The sequence below is a fragment of the Pseudomonas sp. IT-196MI5 genome, assembly GCF_949767415.1.
Classification (GTDB): Bacteria; Pseudomonadota; Gammaproteobacteria; order Pseudomonadales; family Pseudomonadaceae; genus Aquipseudomonas.
The window spans coordinates 110,982-128,092 of the sequence record NZ_CATKPZ010000003.1; the positions used below are offsets into that span (position 1 = coordinate 110,982).

15 protein-coding genes and 1 pseudogene are annotated in these 17,111 nt (G+C 57.1%); 5 read left to right on the forward strand and 11 right to left on the reverse strand.

The window, feature by feature from the left end:
- Window positions 1-299: 299 nt before the first annotated feature.
- The 7 genes and pseudogenes from ACM6IK_RS02240 to ACM6IK_RS02270 form a co-directional block, all read right to left on the reverse strand.
- Window positions 300-533 (reverse strand): DUF465 domain-containing protein, encoded by a 234-nt coding sequence (locus ACM6IK_RS02240; RefSeq protein ID WP_414872954.1) that lies wholly within the window; start codon window positions 531-533, stop codon window positions 300-302.
- A 173-nt stretch (window positions 534-706) separates the two neighbouring features.
- Window positions 707-2,818 carry an ATP-binding protein gene (locus ACM6IK_RS02245; protein WP_414872955.1) on the reverse strand — a complete coding sequence of 704 codons (2,112 nt, stop codon included), beginning with the start codon at window positions 2,816-2,818 and terminating at the stop codon, window positions 707-709.
- 217 nt (window positions 2,819-3,035) lie between these two features.
- Window positions 3,036-6,134, reverse strand: a complete 3,099-nt coding sequence (locus ACM6IK_RS02250) for an error-prone DNA polymerase (RefSeq protein ID WP_414872956.1) — start codon at window positions 6,132-6,134, stop codon at window positions 3,036-3,038.
- Window positions 6,110-7,525: a Y-family DNA polymerase gene (locus tag ACM6IK_RS02255; protein ID WP_414872957.1), complete on the reverse strand. Its 1,416-nt coding sequence runs from the start codon at window positions 7,523-7,525 to the stop codon at window positions 6,110-6,112. Before ACM6IK_RS02255 ends, ACM6IK_RS02250 begins: the two co-directional genes overlap by 25 nt.
- Window positions 7,526-7,532: 7 nt before the next feature.
- Complete coding sequence (imuA, locus tag ACM6IK_RS02260; protein WP_115947836.1) at window positions 7,533-8,150, reverse strand: translesion DNA synthesis-associated protein ImuA; 618 nt, start codon at window positions 8,148-8,150, stop codon at window positions 7,533-7,535.
- On the reverse strand, window positions 8,150-8,767 hold the full coding sequence (gene lexA / locus ACM6IK_RS02265) for a transcriptional repressor LexA (RefSeq protein ID WP_414872958.1): 618 nt from the start codon (window positions 8,765-8,767) through the stop codon (window positions 8,150-8,152). Before lexA ends, imuA begins: the two co-directional genes overlap by 1 nt.
- A 149-nt stretch (window positions 8,768-8,916) precedes the next feature.
- Window positions 8,917-9,015 (reverse strand): annotated as a pseudogene (locus tag ACM6IK_RS02270) (gamma-butyrobetaine hydroxylase-like domain-containing protein); the annotation flags it as partial.
- Between the two features lie 490 nt (window positions 9,016-9,505).
- On the opposite strand from ACM6IK_RS02270, the gene ACM6IK_RS02275 reads away from it, so the two are divergent.
- The 5 genes from ACM6IK_RS02275 (at window position 9,506) to ACM6IK_RS02295 (ending at window position 14,101) form a co-directional block, all read left to right on the forward strand.
- Window positions 9,506-9,688 (forward strand): hypothetical protein, encoded by a 183-nt coding sequence (locus tag ACM6IK_RS02275; protein ID WP_414872959.1) that lies wholly within the window; start codon window positions 9,506-9,508, stop codon window positions 9,686-9,688.
- A gap of 78 nt (window positions 9,689-9,766) precedes the next feature.
- Window positions 9,767-10,648 carry an McbB family protein gene (locus ACM6IK_RS02280; RefSeq protein ID WP_414872960.1) on the forward strand — a complete coding sequence of 294 codons (882 nt, stop codon included), beginning with the start codon at window positions 9,767-9,769 and terminating at the stop codon, window positions 10,646-10,648.
- Between the two features lie 773 nt (window positions 10,649-11,421).
- Window positions 11,422-12,627 carry a YcaO-like family protein gene (locus tag ACM6IK_RS02285; RefSeq protein ID WP_414872961.1) on the forward strand — a complete coding sequence of 402 codons (1,206 nt, stop codon included), beginning with the start codon at window positions 11,422-11,424 and terminating at the stop codon, window positions 12,625-12,627.
- 11 nt (window positions 12,628-12,638) lie between these two features.
- Window positions 12,639-13,382: an ABC transporter permease gene (locus ACM6IK_RS02290; RefSeq protein ID WP_414872962.1), complete on the forward strand. Its 744-nt coding sequence runs from the start codon at window positions 12,639-12,641 to the stop codon at window positions 13,380-13,382.
- Window positions 13,382-14,101 carry an ATP-binding cassette domain-containing protein gene (locus ACM6IK_RS02295; protein WP_414872963.1) on the forward strand — a complete coding sequence of 240 codons (720 nt, stop codon included), beginning with the start codon at window positions 13,382-13,384 and terminating at the stop codon, window positions 14,099-14,101. Before ACM6IK_RS02290 ends, ACM6IK_RS02295 begins: the two co-directional genes overlap by 1 nt.
- 102 nt (window positions 14,102-14,203) lie before the next feature.
- Here the strand turns inward: ACM6IK_RS02295 and ACM6IK_RS02300 are convergent, their stop codons facing one another.
- From ACM6IK_RS02300 to ACM6IK_RS02315, 4 genes are read right to left on the reverse strand one after another with little or no spacing between them, the layout of a single operon-like run.
- On the reverse strand, window positions 14,204-14,479 hold the full coding sequence (locus ACM6IK_RS02300) for a DUF971 domain-containing protein (RefSeq protein ID WP_414872964.1): 276 nt from the start codon (window positions 14,477-14,479) through the stop codon (window positions 14,204-14,206).
- Window positions 14,476-15,438 carry a HEAT repeat domain-containing protein gene (locus ACM6IK_RS02305; RefSeq protein WP_414872965.1) on the reverse strand — a complete coding sequence of 321 codons (963 nt, stop codon included), beginning with the start codon at window positions 15,436-15,438 and terminating at the stop codon, window positions 14,476-14,478. Before ACM6IK_RS02305 ends, ACM6IK_RS02300 begins: the two co-directional genes overlap by 4 nt.
- Window positions 15,435-16,283, reverse strand: a complete 849-nt coding sequence (locus ACM6IK_RS02310; protein WP_414872966.1) for an ABC transporter ATP-binding protein — start codon at window positions 16,281-16,283, stop codon at window positions 15,435-15,437. The genes ACM6IK_RS02305 and ACM6IK_RS02310 overlap by 4 nt, the downstream gene beginning before the upstream one ends.
- Entirely contained in the window at window positions 16,283-17,065 is a 783-nt protein-coding gene (locus ACM6IK_RS02315; RefSeq protein ID WP_414872967.1) for an ABC transporter permease, read from the reverse strand. The genes ACM6IK_RS02310 and ACM6IK_RS02315 overlap by 1 nt, the downstream gene beginning before the upstream one ends.
- Window positions 17,066-17,111: the final 46 nt, after the last annotated feature.

Genomic DNA, 17,111 nt, shown 5'->3' on the forward strand with positions numbered 1-17,111 from the left:
CAGGCTCGCTCCTACAGGGGACGGTGTTCATTCTGAATCGACGTCGACACCTTCATCTCCCGGTCACTCATCAATACCAGGCTCTTCCTCGGGATTGACCGTGGTGTGTTCGGGGCTCAGCGGTTCGGGATGTGTGGGTATATAGGGTCGTAGCCACCCGGTTGTTCTCCGGGGTATTCGGGCTGGGTCATGAGGCACCTCGTCGAGAGCCATGACATTGGTCTGCGAGCATTCGAGGTGCCGGTTCTGGTTGCCGTTCCAACCGTTCAGCCACCGGTCATTGGTAGCAGGCTGGTGGGTCAGGACGACGAGCCAAGTTGCCTGACGATCTTGTCCTTGACCTTCAAACGCGCCTCCTTGAGTTTCCTTACGGTGTCATCGTTGGACTTGGCCTCCTCTGCTTTCACCACTTCGGCATCCGCCTGGGAATACTTGTTAAGCAGTGAATCCAGTAACGGATCCTTGGTGCGTTTCTGCTGGATTTCTTCCTTTGAGCGTTTCAGATCCTGATAAAGGTCATGGGGCACCGGCATGGAACACCTCCGTTTGTTGATCGGCAGCGAGACGCGATCTATTGCGTTCACCAACTATCAGAATGGCCTCCGTTAGCCTGTTCTGTCGACCACCTGTCAGACCAGCGGTGTCCGTTCGTCGTCCTGTCGCATAGGCGATAAACCCTTAGCCTGCGCCCGCGCCTTCACCGGTTTCAGCCGTTAAGCACCGTGCGCACCATCTGCCTGAGTGCTTCGGGATTGTAGGGTTTGCTCAGCAGGTGGGTGTCGGGGCTGAGCTGGTGATTGCGCGAGATGATGTCGCGGGTATGCCCCGAGGTGAACAGCACGGCCACCGGTGGTTCCTGCACTTTCGCCCAGGCCGCCAGGTCTGAACTCTTGATCAGGCCGGGCATGACCACGTCGGTGAATATCAGGTCCACCGCCAACCCTTCCAGCAACATTTGCATGGCGACGTCACCATTGGTGGCCGTGAGGATCTGATAGCCCTCTTCGCGCAACAGCTCCACCACCGACACCCGCACAGACTCATTGTCTTCGACCACCAGGATGCGTTCGTGCCCGCCCCGTTGCGGTACATCAGGGCCCGGCGTTTCACTGGGTGGCGCGCGCAAGGTGCGCGGGAAGTACAACTGCACTCGAGTCCCTTGCCCCGGGGTGCTGGCGATCTCGATATGCCCGCCACTCTGTTTGACGAAACCAAACACCATGCTCAAGCCCAATCCGGTGCCCTGACCGTCGGCCTTGGTGGTGAAGAACGGCTCGAACACCTGGGCCAGCACCTGCGGCGGCATGCCGACTCCGGTATCCGCTACGGACACTCGCACATAGTCCCCGGCGGCAATGCCTTTTCCCGCGCAAAATTCGCGATCAAGGACGATGTTTTCCGCGCAAATGTCAATTCTGCCCTCGCCTTCAAGGGCGTCACGGGCATTGATCGCCAGATTGAGAATGGCGTTTTCCAGTTGATTGCGATCGACAAACACATTCCACGAATCTTCGGGGGCCGTCATGTGCACCTGAAGGGTTTCACCCAGGGCACGCAGCAACAACTCCGCCAGGCCATCGAAAATCTGCCGCAGTGTGAAGACCGCAGGCGACAACGGTTGGCGACGGGCGAATGCAAGCAGTTGCGAGGACAGCTTGGCACCGCGCTCGACGGCGGCAATCGACGCCGCGACCCGGCGCTGTACATTGGTGTTACCCGGCTCATGCCGCGCGAGCAGGTGCAGGTTGCCGGCGATCACTTGCAACAGGTTGTTGAAGTCGTGGGCCACACCGCCGGTGAGGCCACCGATGGCTTCGAGTTTCTGTGACTGGCGCAGTTGCTCCTCTGCCGCCAGACGCGCCTCGACCTCATCAGCCACCCGCTGTTCCAGGTTGCGGGTGAACTTGAGCAGGGACTCTTCGGCGATCTTGCGTTCGTGAATATCGATCAGCACACCAGGGAAACGAAACGCCTCGCCCTGCTCATCGAATTCGCAACAACCGCTGGCGAGCACCCAGAAGTAACTGCCGTCGGGACGCTGGACCCGGTATTCGACGTTGTAGGGTTCGCCCGTCTCGACCGACAGCATGACCCGTTCCCGGACCCAACTGCGGTCGTCCGGATGGATCCGCCCATTGGCGATTTCCTGTGACAGGTTGCTCAGGTCATGCCCGGGTGGATAAGAGAGCGTGCGAGCGAATCGATCATCACCCGACAACACGTTGGTCTTGATGTCCCAGACAAAGGAACCGAGCAAAGCACCGGCATTCAATGCCAGGCGCACCCGCTCGTTATCCGCACGATAAGCGTCTTCAGCCACTTGTCGCCGACGCTCGGATATCACCCGCTCCGTGGTTTCCACCACCATGGACATGACCCCGGCCGGGCGTCCGTCATCGTCAGCCACCGGGCTGTAGTAGAGGTCCATCCAGACATCTTCCGGAACCCCGTCACGCAGCAGCACCATTTCTTTGTTGCGATAGGACAAGGTGCCGCCCGCCAGGCAGATGTCGACCACGTGGCGATTGAAATCGGCGACTTCGGGCCAGCCCAGCTCCACCGTGGACCCCAGCAGATAGGGATGACGCCCACCGGCGAATTTCGAGTAGGCGTCATTGTAAATCATGTACCCGGACTGCCCCCAGAGCATCACCATCGGCAGCGGCGACGCAAGCATCAACTGCACCGCACTGCTCAGGCTCTTGGACCATGAGTCGAGTGGGCCAAGTTCGGTCTGGCTCCAGTCGAACGCACGAATGCGCCCGGCCATTTCGCCGTTCCACCCGGCACACCCGTGGCTATCCGCTAGAAACTGCATCGGCTGGCTCTATCCCGGTAAATTGCACCCGTTTGCTTCGAGCATTCTGGACGCTATTCGTTTCATAGAGGTATAGCTGATTCTTGCGAGCCACTGCAGATCCCTTGTGGGAGCGAGCCTGCTCGCGAAAGCGGTGGCACAGTCAACATCAATGTCTTCTGACACACCGCCTTCGCGAGCAAGCCGGCTCCTACAGGGGGATGGGTAACGGCTGGCGTCAGTGAAAATCCCGGCTGCGCACAGTGATGCCATCGAGCAACGCACTCAGATCACTCAAGCGCCCGGCAATCAGATGCCGCACCTCGCCCTCCTTCTCCCAGCGCCCATCGACCTTGAGCAGCTGCGAGCCGACCAACACCTGGCGCTGTCGCTCGGCCAGGTCGCGCCACACCACCACGTTGACGTTGCCGAACTCGTCCTCAAGGGTGACGAAGGTCACGCCGCTGGCGGTGGCCGGGCGTTGTCGGCCCGTGACCAGCCCGGCAACGCTGACCGGCCGCCCGTGCTCGACGTCCAGCAATTGCTTCGAACTGCGGCAGCGCCGCGCCTTCAACTCACCGCGCAACAGGGCCAACGGATGCGGCCCGAGGGTGGTGCCGACACTGGCGTAATCGGCTTGCAGGTCCTCGCCCACGGTGGGCTTGGGCAACGCCACCGCGTCCTCCTCCTGGCTCTGCAGGCCGGCAAACAAACCCAGCTGCTTTTGTACCCCGGCCACTTCCCAGCGCGCCCGATGGCGATCACCGGCCAGCCCGCGCAGCGCACCGGCATCGGCCAGTTGCTCCTGGGCGCGGGCATCGAGTCGCGCCCGCTCGCCCAGGTCGGCGATGTCGGCAAACGCGCCTTGGGAGCGTGCCGCCTCGATGCGTCGGGCATCGTCCTCGCGAAAGCCCTTGATCATGCGCAGGCCCAGGCGAATCGCCGGTTGCGCACCGGCGATCGGCTCCAGGCTGCAATCCCAGTCACTGGCGCGCACGTCCACCGGGCGAACCTGCAAATGATGACGCCGGACGTCCTGCAGAATCTGGTCCGGGCTGTAGAACCCCATCGGCCAGCTGTTGATCAGCGCACAGGCGAAGGCCGCCGGCTCGTGGCATTTCAACCAGCAACTGGCGTAGGTCAGCAAAGCAAAACTGGCCGCGTGGGACTCGGGAAAACCGTAGCTGCCAAAGCCCTTGATCTGCTCGAAGATCTGCGCGGCGAACTCGGCGGTGTAGCCGTTTTTCTTCATCCCGGCGGCCAGCCGTTCCTTGTGCGGTTCGAGCCCGCCGTGGCGTTTCCACGCGGCCATGGAGCGGCGTAGCTGGTCGGCCTCCCCGGGGCTGTAGTCGGCGGCGACGATGGCGATCTGCATCACCTGTTCCTGAAACAGCGGCACGCCGAGGGTGCGCTTGAGCACCACTTCCAGTTCCGGCGACGGATAGGCCTCCGGTTCTTCCTTGTTCCGTCGCCGCAGGTACGGGTGCACCATGCCGCCCTGGATCGGCCCCGGCCGAACGATGGCGACCTCGATCACCAGGTCGTAGAACGTCTTCGGCCTGAGCCTGGGCAGCATCGACATCTGCGCCCGGGACTCGATCTGGAACACGCCGATGGTGTCGGCCCGACCGATCATTTCGTAGGTGGCCGCATCTTCGGACGGGATGGTCGCCAGACTCAGGTCCAGGCCCCGGTGTCGGCGCAGCAGATCGAAACATCGGCGAATCGCGCTGAGCATGCCCAGTGCCAGGATATCGACCTTGAGCAGGCCCACGGCATCGAGGTCATCCTTGTCCCACTGGATGATGGTGCGCTCGGCCATGGCGGCGTTTTCCACCGGCACCAGACTGTCCAGCGGCTGCTCGGAAATCACGAAACCGCCGGGGTGCTGGGACAAATGCCGGGGGAAGCCGATCAGTTGCCCCGTCAGGCTCAACACCCGGCGCAGCACCGGGCTTTCAGGGTCGAACCCGCCCTCGCGCAGACGCTCCACGGGCGGTGTCTCATCGCTCCAGTGACCGCAGCAATCGGCCAGGGCGTTGATCTGGTCCGGCGGCAAGCCCAGTGCCTTGGCTACATCCCGTACCGCACCGGCCGCATGATAGGTGCTGACCACTGCCGTCAGCGCGGCGCGGGCCCGGCCATAACGCTGGAACACGTACTGCAAGACTTCCTCGCGACGTTCATGCTCGAAATCGACGTCGATGTCCGGCGGTTCGTTACGCTCCCTGGACAGAAAGCGCTCGAACAGCAACGTGGTGCGATCCGGGTCGATTTCGGTGATGCCCAGGGCAAAACACACCGCCGAGTTGGCGGCAGAACCACGACCCTGACAAAGAATCTGTTGCTGGCGGGCAAAGCGGACGATGTCGTGGACCGTCAGGAAATAGCTTTCATAGCCCAGCTCCGCGATCAGTTGCAGCTCCTTGTCGATCTGCGCCAGCACTTCGCTTTTCGGCCCTTTTGGCCAGCGCCACTCGATGCCCTCCTCGGTCAAATGACGCAGCCACGAGGTGGCCGAGTGCCCTTGCGGCACCAGTTCGCGGGGGTACTGGTAACGCAACTGACCAAGATCAAAGGTGCAGCGCCGGGCGATGTTCAACGTTTCTGCCAGCAAGGCTGGCGGGTACAGCGCCTGCAGCACATCGAGGCTGCGCAGATGGCGTTCGCCGTTGGGGTGCAGGCGCAACCCGGCATCGGCCACCGGCAGGTGATGACGGATCGCGGTCATGGTGTCCTGCAAGGCGCGCCGGCCGCGAGCGTGCATGTGCACATCGCCGCAAGCGACTGCAGGAATACGCAACTCCCTGGCCAGGTTCAGCAGATCGTCCAGGCGCCGCGCATCGTCCTGGCCGCGATGCAACTGCACGGCCAGCCACAGGCGCTCGGCGAAGACCTGCTTGAGCCAGCGGCCCTGTGCAAAGGCATCGACAGCGTCCGGCACCCACAACGCCAACAATCCCGGCAACGGTTCGCTGAAGTCTTCGCGCAACACCTGATACTGGCCTTTCTGCGTGCGACGCCGGGCGCGGGTGATCAATCGGCACAGCGCCTGATAGCCCTCGAGGTTCGCCACCAGCAGCACCAGTTTCGGACCGTTCTCGATGCGTATCTCGCTGCCGATGATCAGCGGCAACTCCAAGGACTTCGCCGCTTGCCAGGCGCGAACGATGCCCGCCAGGGTGCATTCGTCGGTGATCGCCAGGGCTTGATAACCCAGCTTTTTCGCGCGCTGGAACAGCTCGAGGGCACTGGAAGCACCGCGCTGGAAACTGAAGTTCGACAGGCAATGCAGTTCGGCATAGTCGATGCTCATGCGAACCACCCCTGCAACCACAACGGGCCGTCCTCACCGACCGCCCGGTAGGCCCAGCCCTGTTGGCCGGCACGGGTTTCGATCAGGTAATAGTCACGGCGTACGTCGTTGCCGTCCCACCAGCCGGACTCGATACGCTCCGGCCCCATGAGGATGCGCGCCGAGCCCTGATGCACGGCCAGCGGTTCAGTCAGCAGCCAGCCCGGCCGTTTCACCGCGGCCGGCACCGCGCAGGGCTGACTATCGGCACTGGTCTGCCACGCACACTCGGGGCGGTGATCGGCCTGGAAGCGCAGGCCATGCACCGCGTCATCCCCCAGCCGTGCACGCAGGCGTTCACGCAGTTGCTCCCAGGGTAAGGACTGCTGCGGGCGATCGTCGAAAAGCTCCTGATGCTGGGGCACGAAGGTCGGCAAATCCTCGGCGCGCAGACGAAAGCCGCGCACCGGCGCCTCGACCTGGACTTGCTCCAGTCGCCCCCGGGCCAGTTCGAAGAGCATCGCCGGATCGCGCTCGGCGCTGAGCAGGCCGACCTTGATGAGCGTGTCCGGTAACCCGGCGTGCTCCAGATGCAGGTCAAAACGCTGTACGCCGCTGTCGCGACCGCAGAGGAACGCCGACAGGTCGCCGGTCAACCGGCGCAACGGAAACAACAAGGCCTGATGGGATTGCACATCGAAATTGAGCTCGATGCGCACATCGAAGCGGTCCGGCGGCAGGTAAAACGCCAGCGCCAACCGCCGCAAACCCAAGAGGCCATCCAGATGCTTGAGCACCTGGGCCTCGAAACGCCGGGCCAGGCTATGCCGGGGCAGCGCCTGCACCTGGTTCAAGGTGCGCAGGCCCATGCGCGACAAGGCCGTGGCGACCGGTGCTTCGAGGCCGATCCGGTCGACGGGCATTTGCCCCAGGTGATGCTGCAAGGCTTGATCGTCCGGAACCACCAGACCGTCATAGGCGTTGGCCAACACCCGCGCCGCCACCGGGTTGGGTGCGGCCACGATGCGGTGCCGAAACCCCAGTTCGCCGAGCTCACGGCGCAGAAGCGCTTCGAATTGCGCCCAGGCGCCGAACAGACCGAGGCTGGATTCGATCTCGAACACCAGGGCCCGGGGGTAATGCACGCTGACCTGGGAACTGAAGCGATAGGCCCAGGCGGCGAGAAACTGCTGCCAGTGTTCGATTTCAGCGGCGTCGTATTCGGCCGTGACAAAGCCTTTGCTCAAGGCCTGGGCCGCGCTCATGGACTGCCCGGGACGCAAACCCAGCGCCCGCGCCGCACCGTTGACGGCCTGCAGCACCCGGCGCTGAGCCGGGCCGGTCAGCAACGCCAGGGGTTCATCGGGATCGGCGCGCTGACGCAGTACCGCGTCCAGCGCCAATTGCGGGAAAACAATGCAGACCCAGCGCATGGCAACCTCAATGTCCCACGGCAAAGGCAATCGGCGCCGAACGGGCCAGGCCGCCACGGCACTTGAGCACGCGCAGTTGTGCCGGTCGGGCATCGATGGCAATGCGCAGGGCCGCCGGCGAAGGGTTGATCGCTTCACCGAGGGGACGATAGGCGAAGGCCAGGGTCTGGCCGGTTTCCGCCGCCACCTGCAAGCGGCGCAAGGCGCGGTCATCGGCCTTGTGCGGCCAGCACAGCACCGCGCCGCAACTGCCCGAGCGCAGGCATTGTTCCGCGGCCCACAGCGCATCGCGCTCGCCGGCCTGGATGATCGACAACTGTCGCAGATCGACCCCGGCGCCCTGCCACGCCTGGGGGTACGGCACATACGGTGGCGCCACCAGCACGATGCGCTCGCCCGCCGCCGACAGCCGTGCCAGCGTCGGCCACACCAGTTGCAACTCGCCCACACCCTGCCCGGCCAACAGGATTTCCGTCAGCGCCGCCTCCGGCCAGCCACCGCTGGGCAACGCGGCGTCCAGCGCGGCATGCCCGGTGGGCTGCGGGCTGGCGGCCGGTGGCGCAGGCCGGCCCCTCCAGACCTGGCCGCCATTGAACAGCGTATCCAGCGCAACGACGGCACCCATCAGCCTTGCCTCACCAAGCCACAGAACACGCCTTCGATGGCCAGGTCCCGGTCGGCCTCGACAATGATCGGCTGGTAGGCCGGGTTGCGAGGCAGCAGGCGAACAACATCGCCGAGCCGCTCGAAGCGCTTGATGGTGACTTCGCCGTCGAGCCGCGCCACGACGATCTGGCCATTAACGGCCTCGGGGCTGCGGTGCACGCCCACCAGGTCGCCGTCGAAAATGCCGTCCTCGATCATCGAGTCACCGCGCACCCGCAACATGTAGTCCGGTACCCGCGAGAAGATCGACGGGTCGAGCAGCAAGCGGCTATGGATTTGCGCATCGACACCAATCGGCGCACCAGCCGCCACCCGGCCGAGCACCGGGATGTCCAGCAACTCGGGACGCGGCGGCTGCCCGAGCAGGCGAATGCCCCGGGCCTGATGCGGGTTGACCTCGATAAACCCGGCTTCGGTCAACGCCAGCACATGCTTGCGCGCCACGCTGCGGGAGGCAAAACCGAACGCCTCGCTGATTTCAGCGAGGCTCGGAGGCTGACCGTGCTCGGCGATGCGATCGCGAATAAAGGTCAGGATGGCGGTACGGCGGGGAGTCAGAGTCGTCATGGAGTACATTTGTACTCTTTTGGCTTTTTCCTGGCAAGGGCCGTCAATCATCTGCCGGGCAGATTACCTGTGGGAGCGAGCCTGCTCGCGAAGGCGTCATGTCAGTGATGTCAAAGTTGACTGACACACTGCATTCGCGAGCAGGCTCGCCCCCACATTTAGATTGGGGCAACTTCGGGGGTGAGTTGCGCCAGGTAGGCCCACGGATAAATCCCCCGCTCATGCCCATCGCTGAAGACCAGTTGCAGGCCATACCCCGGGCGTGAAACTCGATAGCCCGCTGATGTAAAACCAAGCACTCCTTACTCGAACAAAACGGACGATCAAAAAGCAAGGCCTACCGTTCGTCGCCTTTCTAAAAAAATAAACATCTGAAGAAAATAAAAATTCATAAAAAAAGTACAAAACGCACATTTACTCCTACAGAAATATTTTACTCAACATAGCAAGATCATTTCTACTTGCCGAAAACTAAAATACAGATTCAAAAAGGAATTCCACAGTCCCGCGCTGTAAACCATCCACACTGAAAAAAAACCAAACCGCCAAGGCTCCTAACATCATGTAGGACGCATCTTAAAAAGATGTAGGAACACCCCTACATCACAAAATCCTCTCACTTGCACCCAACACTAAAATCAACTAATCCTTGCAGCACCACTTAATATCAAGTGGCAAACACAACGAGTAAAAACAAAATGAAAAACAACGAACTTGGAAAAGTGCTATTCAATTTTAGAAATGATGTTGGATCGAGCCCCAATCCGCAAGTCGCTGGTGGCTCCGGAAGTGCAGGAGGTTGCGGGGGCAGCGGTGGATGTGGTGGGGGTGGCGGATGCAGCGGTGGTAGTGGTGGGGGAAATGGTGGCTGTGGCGGTGCAGGAGGCACTGGCGGTGGTGGCACCGGTGGCTGTAGAGGTATGTAGTTGAAACAGATAGTAAAACTCTCTGCTAACTTTCAAAGTTAAAAGGATCTTTCAAAGTGAAAGGTCCTTTAGGAGGAGATAAATGCAACTGATATTTTCAGAATTTGACATTATAAACCTACCAAATGAATCACTAATAATATCTACCGATGGAGCATCAAAAACCGATTCAAAAAAACTATTAATCGTACTGCAAGAGCTAAAAAAACAACAATCACCAAAAATATCAAAAGCACTATTCGACAAGGTGGTATCCGCTCAGAAACTACCACTAAAAGAAACTTATTCGTTCTTGAATTTCGCCATTGGACTAAAAAATCAACCATCGGAGATATACTTCAAAAAAGTATTAATAGCACATGACTGGAGCAACCGAGAAGAATTCGAAGCGATCATTGATCAAGAGGTAAAATTCGATCACGAAATAGTGAACGATATAGATTCCTTAATCGACCGAGCCAGAGGCAATGCACTTCTAATTAAAATAATTTGCATGCAATACAACTACTCAAAACTTAAAGATCTATACTTTTGTTTAGCAGACTCGTCTCCGAGCAGTGCCATCTCAATAGCGTACTTAAGCGGAGATGTTTTTCGTATAAGTCAACCATACATCCCAAGCATTGGAAATCCCTGCCATTTTTGCCTTGTAGAAAGGCAATTGAATTATGAAAAAATCAACGAAAGTCGAAATTCCTGGTCTGCCTTATTGAATTTTTGTGTTGACCGAAACATTACGATACCTGCGCCAAACCTAAGCTTGTTGCAGAGAAATCTTGCATTAGGTGCTCTGACAAAAAAAATCAAACTCCATACGGAACATAATCAAGGCTTCAGATACCAAGACAACTCTCTTTCATCAATGACTGTAGATTTAAACAGCGGACTGATTACGGAAGAATTGAGTCCTCACTGGCATTCCTGTACCTGCCTGAGATCTAAGAATGAAAAATATTCCACATGATTACTATCTGAAATTCCTCGATCAGAAAGTCATCGAGGACACCCTGGAATTCCACAACAAAGGCAACTTCACCATCCATGACTGCGTTCAAAACATTTCCTTACTGCACAACCTTCCACCACAGCTACTTTCAGATCTAACAGGTAACGAACTGCAATTATATCCCGATATGGATATCACTACGAAAGGGGTGACACTCGAAGCACTAGAGCCTACAAGCCCTTTACATCGAAATCAATCATGCGATTTCTTCGACGATCGAGACATAACATTCGAGTCAATAAAGCAATTAATCAGCCCACTATTAAGAATTGGCGGAAACACTTATAAAAGAGGATACCCTAGTGCAGGAGCACTATATTCAGTAGAGATATTCTGTTGCTCCCTATCATCTAAAAATACATGGCCATGTCCTGAAAAAATACTACACCTACTACCACATTCAAGAAAATTTGAAATAGTCCAGGGAAGTTACGACGCCAGTTTAATAAAAGAGGCTATTTTGCCCTCAGGGGGCAAAATTGGAAACCCCAGCTTAGCTATAATTTATGTAATGTATATGCCAAAAACGTTAGTCAAATATCGTTATCGTGGGTACAGATTAGCGTTAATGGAAACCGGATCAATATATATGCTAGTAGATCTTCAGTGCAAACATTTAAATATCAAAAGCCGTCAATGGTCTGGGTACACCGACAACATGCTGTGTAAGGCCATCGGGTTGAATCCAACTCTATTTTTTCCTGCATGTGTACACTTGATAGGAGGCTAAATTGAAAATTTCAAGTTACAGCAATGATCCCTCACTACCCGCGGAAATGTGGTGCCAGCCCCCATGTATTTTCGACTTCCCTTTTTGCACGGAGATTGGTGATCAATGGAACTCAATAGGCTCAGGGATTGGCACAAGTTCAACATCAATAAAAACAGCTCTAGGCGAATACTTCGAGAGGCGTCACTTCTATTTAGAAATATTACCCGACAGTTTTTCGACCTTAGAGAATTCTCTCTCGCCAAAAGAGGCCGAAAAATTCATTATAGCTTTCAACCAAACCGCCATAAAAAACATAGACTTAGCGAATCTTTCAAGTCGCAAATTCGACATGAATTCAGCCATACGCATTTCTGATTTTTCATGCTGCTCAATTCCGACTGTATGTATCTCTCTGACCCACCACAACAGCGACGACGACAACATTTATCCAAGCCGCGACACTTGTGGATGCAGCTTTCACTGGAATCCCGAACTCGCCGTACTTGGATCAATTAAAGAATCACTAGAACGCCAATTTCTCACTCGATTCTGGCTAACCAAGCAATGTACAGGAACAATCAAACCGGCCGAGATATCATCTACAATAAAAACACTCCCCTCATATGGTCTATTCAACGCACTTATAAAATCAGGGCAACTAATAACAATTGATATTTCTGATGAAAATTTCCCAGGAGTTTGCCTATTAACAGTTTATGGAAACAATGACCCGGATAGAAATGTTCACTACTGCGCGGGAATGTCTTACTCAGAAAGTCGAGCAGAAGCATTGAACAAGTCTATTCTAGAGCTATGGCAAACATTTCGATTCATGAATTTATTCAGCGTTTTACACGGCAACCCGGATTCTCTTAAGGACCCCTATATCCGCCACTTCGTAAAGTGCAATCACTATAAAACGTTCGAAGAAATCACATCACAATTAAATTACTACCCACATACCTCACGCAACAAAAGCCCACCCTGCAAATTAGATACTGAAAATCTGATTAAATGCTTGAGAAACAAAAACCTCGAAGGATACCTCTATATAAAAACAACGAAAATAGATGGAGCCAACTACACATTCTGCAAATTCACTTCGCCATCATTATTTATGCATATGAATAATTCAGCAGACATAAACCTAATCAACGATTATTCGAACTCCTTTCGCTTCGCAGTAAACAATGAAAGAAAAAAAACAATGGTTCCATTCCCATAGAGAATTCAATCATGCCTAAAAATACTCTGCCCAGGGTTTTCGCCCTAACGTCCATATTCATGAAAGAACAATTAAAAGAACCCATTGCCTTTTTTTGGATCATGATATCACCTTGCGCGATGTTCTATTTTTTTGCAACAACCAGGCAGGATCCGAACTACTTTTCCAGCAATTACATTACGATTTCAGCATGGTTTTATGCCTACATCTCTTCAAGTGTCGCATTATTCGGATTCGCCTTTTATATAATAGGAAGAAGGGAAAGCGGATTCACCCGATCATTTATTTACTCCAGGGAATCGAAACTGATTTTTCTTCTATCGCACTTCATTGCCTACTCGTTAATATCGATATCTTATTGCACAAGCTTTTACTTAACAACCAAACTCCCATTCGGAAACTACGACCTCAATGAACTACTGAATATCGCAATACGCTTTTACATCTGCTTTATCATGTTTTGCACTTTTGGGGCTGCATTCTCATTGCTGCCGATCAACTTTCAGAACTCGAATACTTTGCTTTCCATTTTTTCGTTCTGCATGTTGATCCTCGGAGTTATGAGTGCCAGCAGATCAAACCCCATCACCGACGCTTTGAACCTCGTAAACCCACTGACACTTGCAAGCCAGATAATGGAACAAGGCCTTGAATCCAACAAACTAACAACAACAGCAATAATCCTTTTATTTATTTTAGTACTGCACAGAACATTCAAACACCTAAGAATCAATCCCGTATGGAGCCGATACTGATGAAAAAATTCACGGCGCAGAGCATCGATTTCTCCTATTCAGACAAACCACTCTTGACCCAGGCATCTCTTGAGGTTGCTCAAGGCGACATTGTTGGCATTCTGGGGCCCAACGGGTCTGGAAAAACAACTTTTTTCGATATCGTCTGCGAGCTTAAAAAAGCAAAGTCCGGCTGCATAAAAAACGACTTCAGTCATTTTTTATACCTTTCTCAGATAATCACCACTCCCCCACCGTTGCGCATGCGCGACATTTTCAAGATGGTGGCTGCGCTGTCATCAAGCGAGCCCATGACACAAGATAAAACCCTGAAAAAACTAAGTGTGTGGAGCCCTGCGATAGTTGAGCGATACCAAGACATATGGAACAAAAAATCATCGCTGTGCAGCTACGGAGAGACACGCTGGTTCTTTACTCTCTCTCTTCTTTCAATTTCTGCAGACTTCGTGATTCTTGACGAACCTACCGCCGGTGTAGATCCAGAGTTTCGTAGCTATATTTGGCAATGCCTTCACGGCGCCGCCAGGGAGGGCACCGCCATTCTGGTTTCCTCGCATAATGTTGATGAAGTCATTAACCACTGTGATTATTTTTACATGATTAACCAGCAACGCTTCAATCGCTTTGCCAATGGTAGTGAGTTCATGCATCGGTATGGCGTAACGACTGTGGACGATGCGTTTATCCGAGCCGTTACTGAACCTGTATTCACAGCATAAAGCCGGTCGACTGCTCGCGAAAACCGTCCACGCGCACCGATTCCTCCAACTGTATCGTTTTATCGTTCACGTCCATCGCGAGCAGGCTCGCTCCTACAGGGATCAGGTCAGGCTGGAGAGATACGCCCACGGATAAATCCCCCGCTCATGCCCATCGCTGAAGACCAGTTGCAGGCCATACCCTTGCGGATTCAGTTCGATCACCTGAACCCGCTCATCCACCATCGGCGCCATCCCCCGCAACCGAAACGCCCGGCACTGCGAACACGGACACTGCCGACGCAATTCGGCGTGTCCGAACACCTGTTCGCGACCATCCGGCCAGTTCAGACGCAACTGCCGTTTGCTGCGGGAATTGCCAATCGCCAGCGGGTTCATTGCAGTTGGCTCAAGGCAATGCGCACGGCCTTGCGCACTTCAGGGTCGCCGTCGTCCTGCGCGGCCTGCAATGCCGCAATGGCCCCTGGGTCGTTCAATTCGCCGAGGGCCAACGCGGCTTCCTTGCGCAGGTTGCTGATGCGGTGGCCGAGGGTGTCGATCAGCGCTTCGAGCGCCGGTACAAAACGCAAGCGACCGAGGCTGCGGGTGGCGCGCAGGCGCACTTGCCAGTAATCGTCGTCCAAGGCGTCGATCAAGGCCGGGCCGGCGTCGGGGTGGCCGACCTTGCCCAGGGTGGTGGCGGCTTCTTCGCGGACTTGCCAGGCAGCGTCCCGCAAGGCCTGGCGCAGGGCCGGCAGCACTTGCGCGTCAGACGCCAGGCCCAAGGCCCCGGTGGCGGCACGCCGAACTTCAGTGTCCGGGTCAGCGCTGGCCAGCCGCGCCAGTGCCGGCAAGGCATCGAGCTGTTTGAGCCAGCCGAGTACGCCCACCGCCTCGCGGCGCACGCTGGCGCGTTCATCAATCAGTGCCCGGGCCGCCGCATCGGCGGCATCGGGGCAACGCAACTCGCGCAACGCCCTGAACGCGGCGATGCGCACACCGCTGTCGGCGTGCCCGGTCCACGGCAGAATGACCCGGCCCGCCGCTTCACTCTTGAGCAGGCTGAGGCTTTGCGCAGCGGCTACCTGCACCGCCGGCGATGGATCCGTCAGCGCCTGGCACAACGCTTCGACCACGGGCGCGTCCTCCCAGGCTTCCAGCAACCGCGCGGCTTCGGCGCGAACCTCTGCAATCGGGTCTTCGGCCAGTCGATTGATCAACCACTGCAGGCCTTCCGGCTCCTCGAGATCGGCCAGTTCGATCAGTGCGATCCGGCGCACACCGGGGTCGTCATCGGTCAGGCGTGGTTGCAGGGCCAGAATGTCGTCGTTATCGGTTACATCGAATAGTGAGTTCATAGGGCAAATCGCGGCAGTTTGTTTTCAGGGGGAAGTCCGAGCGGGTTCAGGCGCGGCAGTTGCCGACCGTCTTCGTGCCGCAGGAGTTCGAGGCAATGGCGCTTGAGGTGGGAAAATTCAGGGCGGGTCATCAGTTCCGTGCTGCGCGGCCGGGGGAAATCCAGGCGCAGGTCTTCGATGATTCGCCCGGGGCGCGAGCTCATGACCAGCAAGCGATCGGCGAGGAACAGCGCTTCGTCGATGTCATGGGTGACAAACACCACGGTGGTGCGGATGCGCGTCCAGATGTCCAGCAGCAGTTCCTGCATGTTCAATCGGGTCAGGGCATCGAGGGCCCCGAAGGGTTCGTCCATCAGCAACAGGCGCGGACGGTTGACCAGCACCCGGGCAATTTCCACCCGTTGCTGCATGCCGCCGGAGAGCTGGTCGGGCCAGCGTTCGGCAAAGCCTTCGAGGCCCACCAGGGCGAGGATTTCATCCGCTGCTTTGTGCCGTTCAGCCTTGCCGACGCCCCGCATTTTCAAGCCGAACGCCACGTTGTCGCGCACCGTGCGCCACGGAAACAATGTGTGCTGCTGGAACACCATGCCACGCTGGGGCGATGGGCCCGACACCGCTGCACCATCGACATTCAGCGTGCCGGTGCGCGGTTGCAGGTGGCCGGCCAGTGCGCCGAGCAAGGTGGACTTGCCGCAACCGGACGGCCCGAGGATGCACACGAACTGCCCCGGCTCGATCTGGCAGTCGAGGCCCTGCACCGCTTCGAAAGCCTCGAGACCCTCGCCCAGGCTGATCGACAGCCCGCGAATGTCGATACGGCCTTCCAGGTGTTGAAAAACGCTCATCAGGCTTTTCCTCGCGGTCGATGCCAGGGCGTGAACAGCCCGCCCAGACGCTTGATCAACAGGCTGCTGCCCATCCCGAGTACGCCGATCAGCAACATGCCGACGACGATGTCGGCGTAGTTCTGGATGGTGTAGGACTCCCAGGTGTAATAGCCGATGCCGAATTGGCCGGAGATCATTTCCGCCGTCACCAGACAGAACCACGAGGTGCCCATGCCGATGGCCAGGCCGGTGATGATGCTCGGCGCAGCCCCCGGCAGAACGACCTCCAGCAGGATGGCCCGGCGCCCTGCCCCGAGGCTTTTTGCCGAGGCGATCAGCCGTGGGTCGACGCCTTCGACGCCGTGCACGGTGTTGAGCAGGATCGGGAACAGTGCACCGGTGAAGGTGATGAACACCATCGACAGCTCCGACGAGGGAAACATCAGGATCGCCAGGGGAATCCATGCCACCGCCGGGATCGGCCGCAGCACTTCCAGGGGTGGCAGCAACAGATCTTCGGCCCACTTCGAGCGGCCGATGGCCAAGCCCAGGGCCACACCAATGATCAGCGCCGCGAGGTAACCGGCGAACACCCGGCCGAGGCTGCTGCCCAGGTGCTGCGCGAGCTTGCCCGAGTCACCGAGGCCGAGGGCGGCTTCAATGACCGCCAAGGGGGTCGGGACGTTGGCGAAGGTCACCAGGCCAAGGTTCCAGTGGTGGCTGGCGGCGAGTTGCCAGAATGCGAGGCAGAGCAGCAGTGAGGCGACTCTGGGGATCCAGCGTGAATATGATCGGTACACAATTATTCCTCTCAACCAAGATCCCTGTGGGAGCGAGCCTGCTCGC

What these genes read in the sequence shown, in the direction of transcription:
- ACM6IK_RS02240 (WP_414872954.1), bottom strand. Translation starts at nt 533, where the DNA reads ATGCCGGTGCCCCATGACCTTTATCAGGATCTGAAACGCTCAAAGGAA.
- ACM6IK_RS02245 (WP_414872955.1), bottom strand. Translation starts at nt 2,818, where the DNA reads ATGCAGTTTCTAGCGGATAGCCACGGGTGTGCCGGGTGGAACGGCGAA.
- ACM6IK_RS02255 (WP_414872957.1), bottom strand. Translation starts at nt 7,525, where the DNA reads ATGCGCTGGGTCTGCATTGTTTTCCCGCAATTGGCGCTGGACGCGGTA.
- imuA (WP_115947836.1), bottom strand. Translation starts at nt 8,150, where the DNA reads ATGGGTGCCGTCGTTGCGCTGGATACGCTGTTCAATGGCGGCCAGGTC.
- lexA (WP_414872958.1), bottom strand. Translation starts at nt 8,767, where the DNA reads ATGTACTCCATGACGACTCTGACTCCCCGCCGTACCGCCATCCTGACC.
- ACM6IK_RS02280 (WP_414872960.1), top strand. Translation starts at nt 9,767, where the DNA reads ATGCAACTGATATTTTCAGAATTTGACATTATAAACCTACCAAATGAA.
- ACM6IK_RS02290 (WP_414872962.1), top strand. Translation starts at nt 12,639, where the DNA reads ATGCCTAAAAATACTCTGCCCAGGGTTTTCGCCCTAACGTCCATATTC.
- ACM6IK_RS02295 (WP_414872963.1), top strand. Translation starts at nt 13,382, where the DNA reads ATGAAAAAATTCACGGCGCAGAGCATCGATTTCTCCTATTCAGACAAA.
- ACM6IK_RS02300 (WP_414872964.1), bottom strand. Translation starts at nt 14,479, where the DNA reads ATGAACCCGCTGGCGATTGGCAATTCCCGCAGCAAACGGCAGTTGCGT.
- ACM6IK_RS02305 (WP_414872965.1), bottom strand. Translation starts at nt 15,438, where the DNA reads ATGAACTCACTATTCGATGTAACCGATAACGACGACATTCTGGCCCTG.
- ACM6IK_RS02310 (WP_414872966.1), bottom strand. Translation starts at nt 16,283, where the DNA reads ATGAGCGTTTTTCAACACCTGGAAGGCCGTATCGACATTCGCGGGCTG.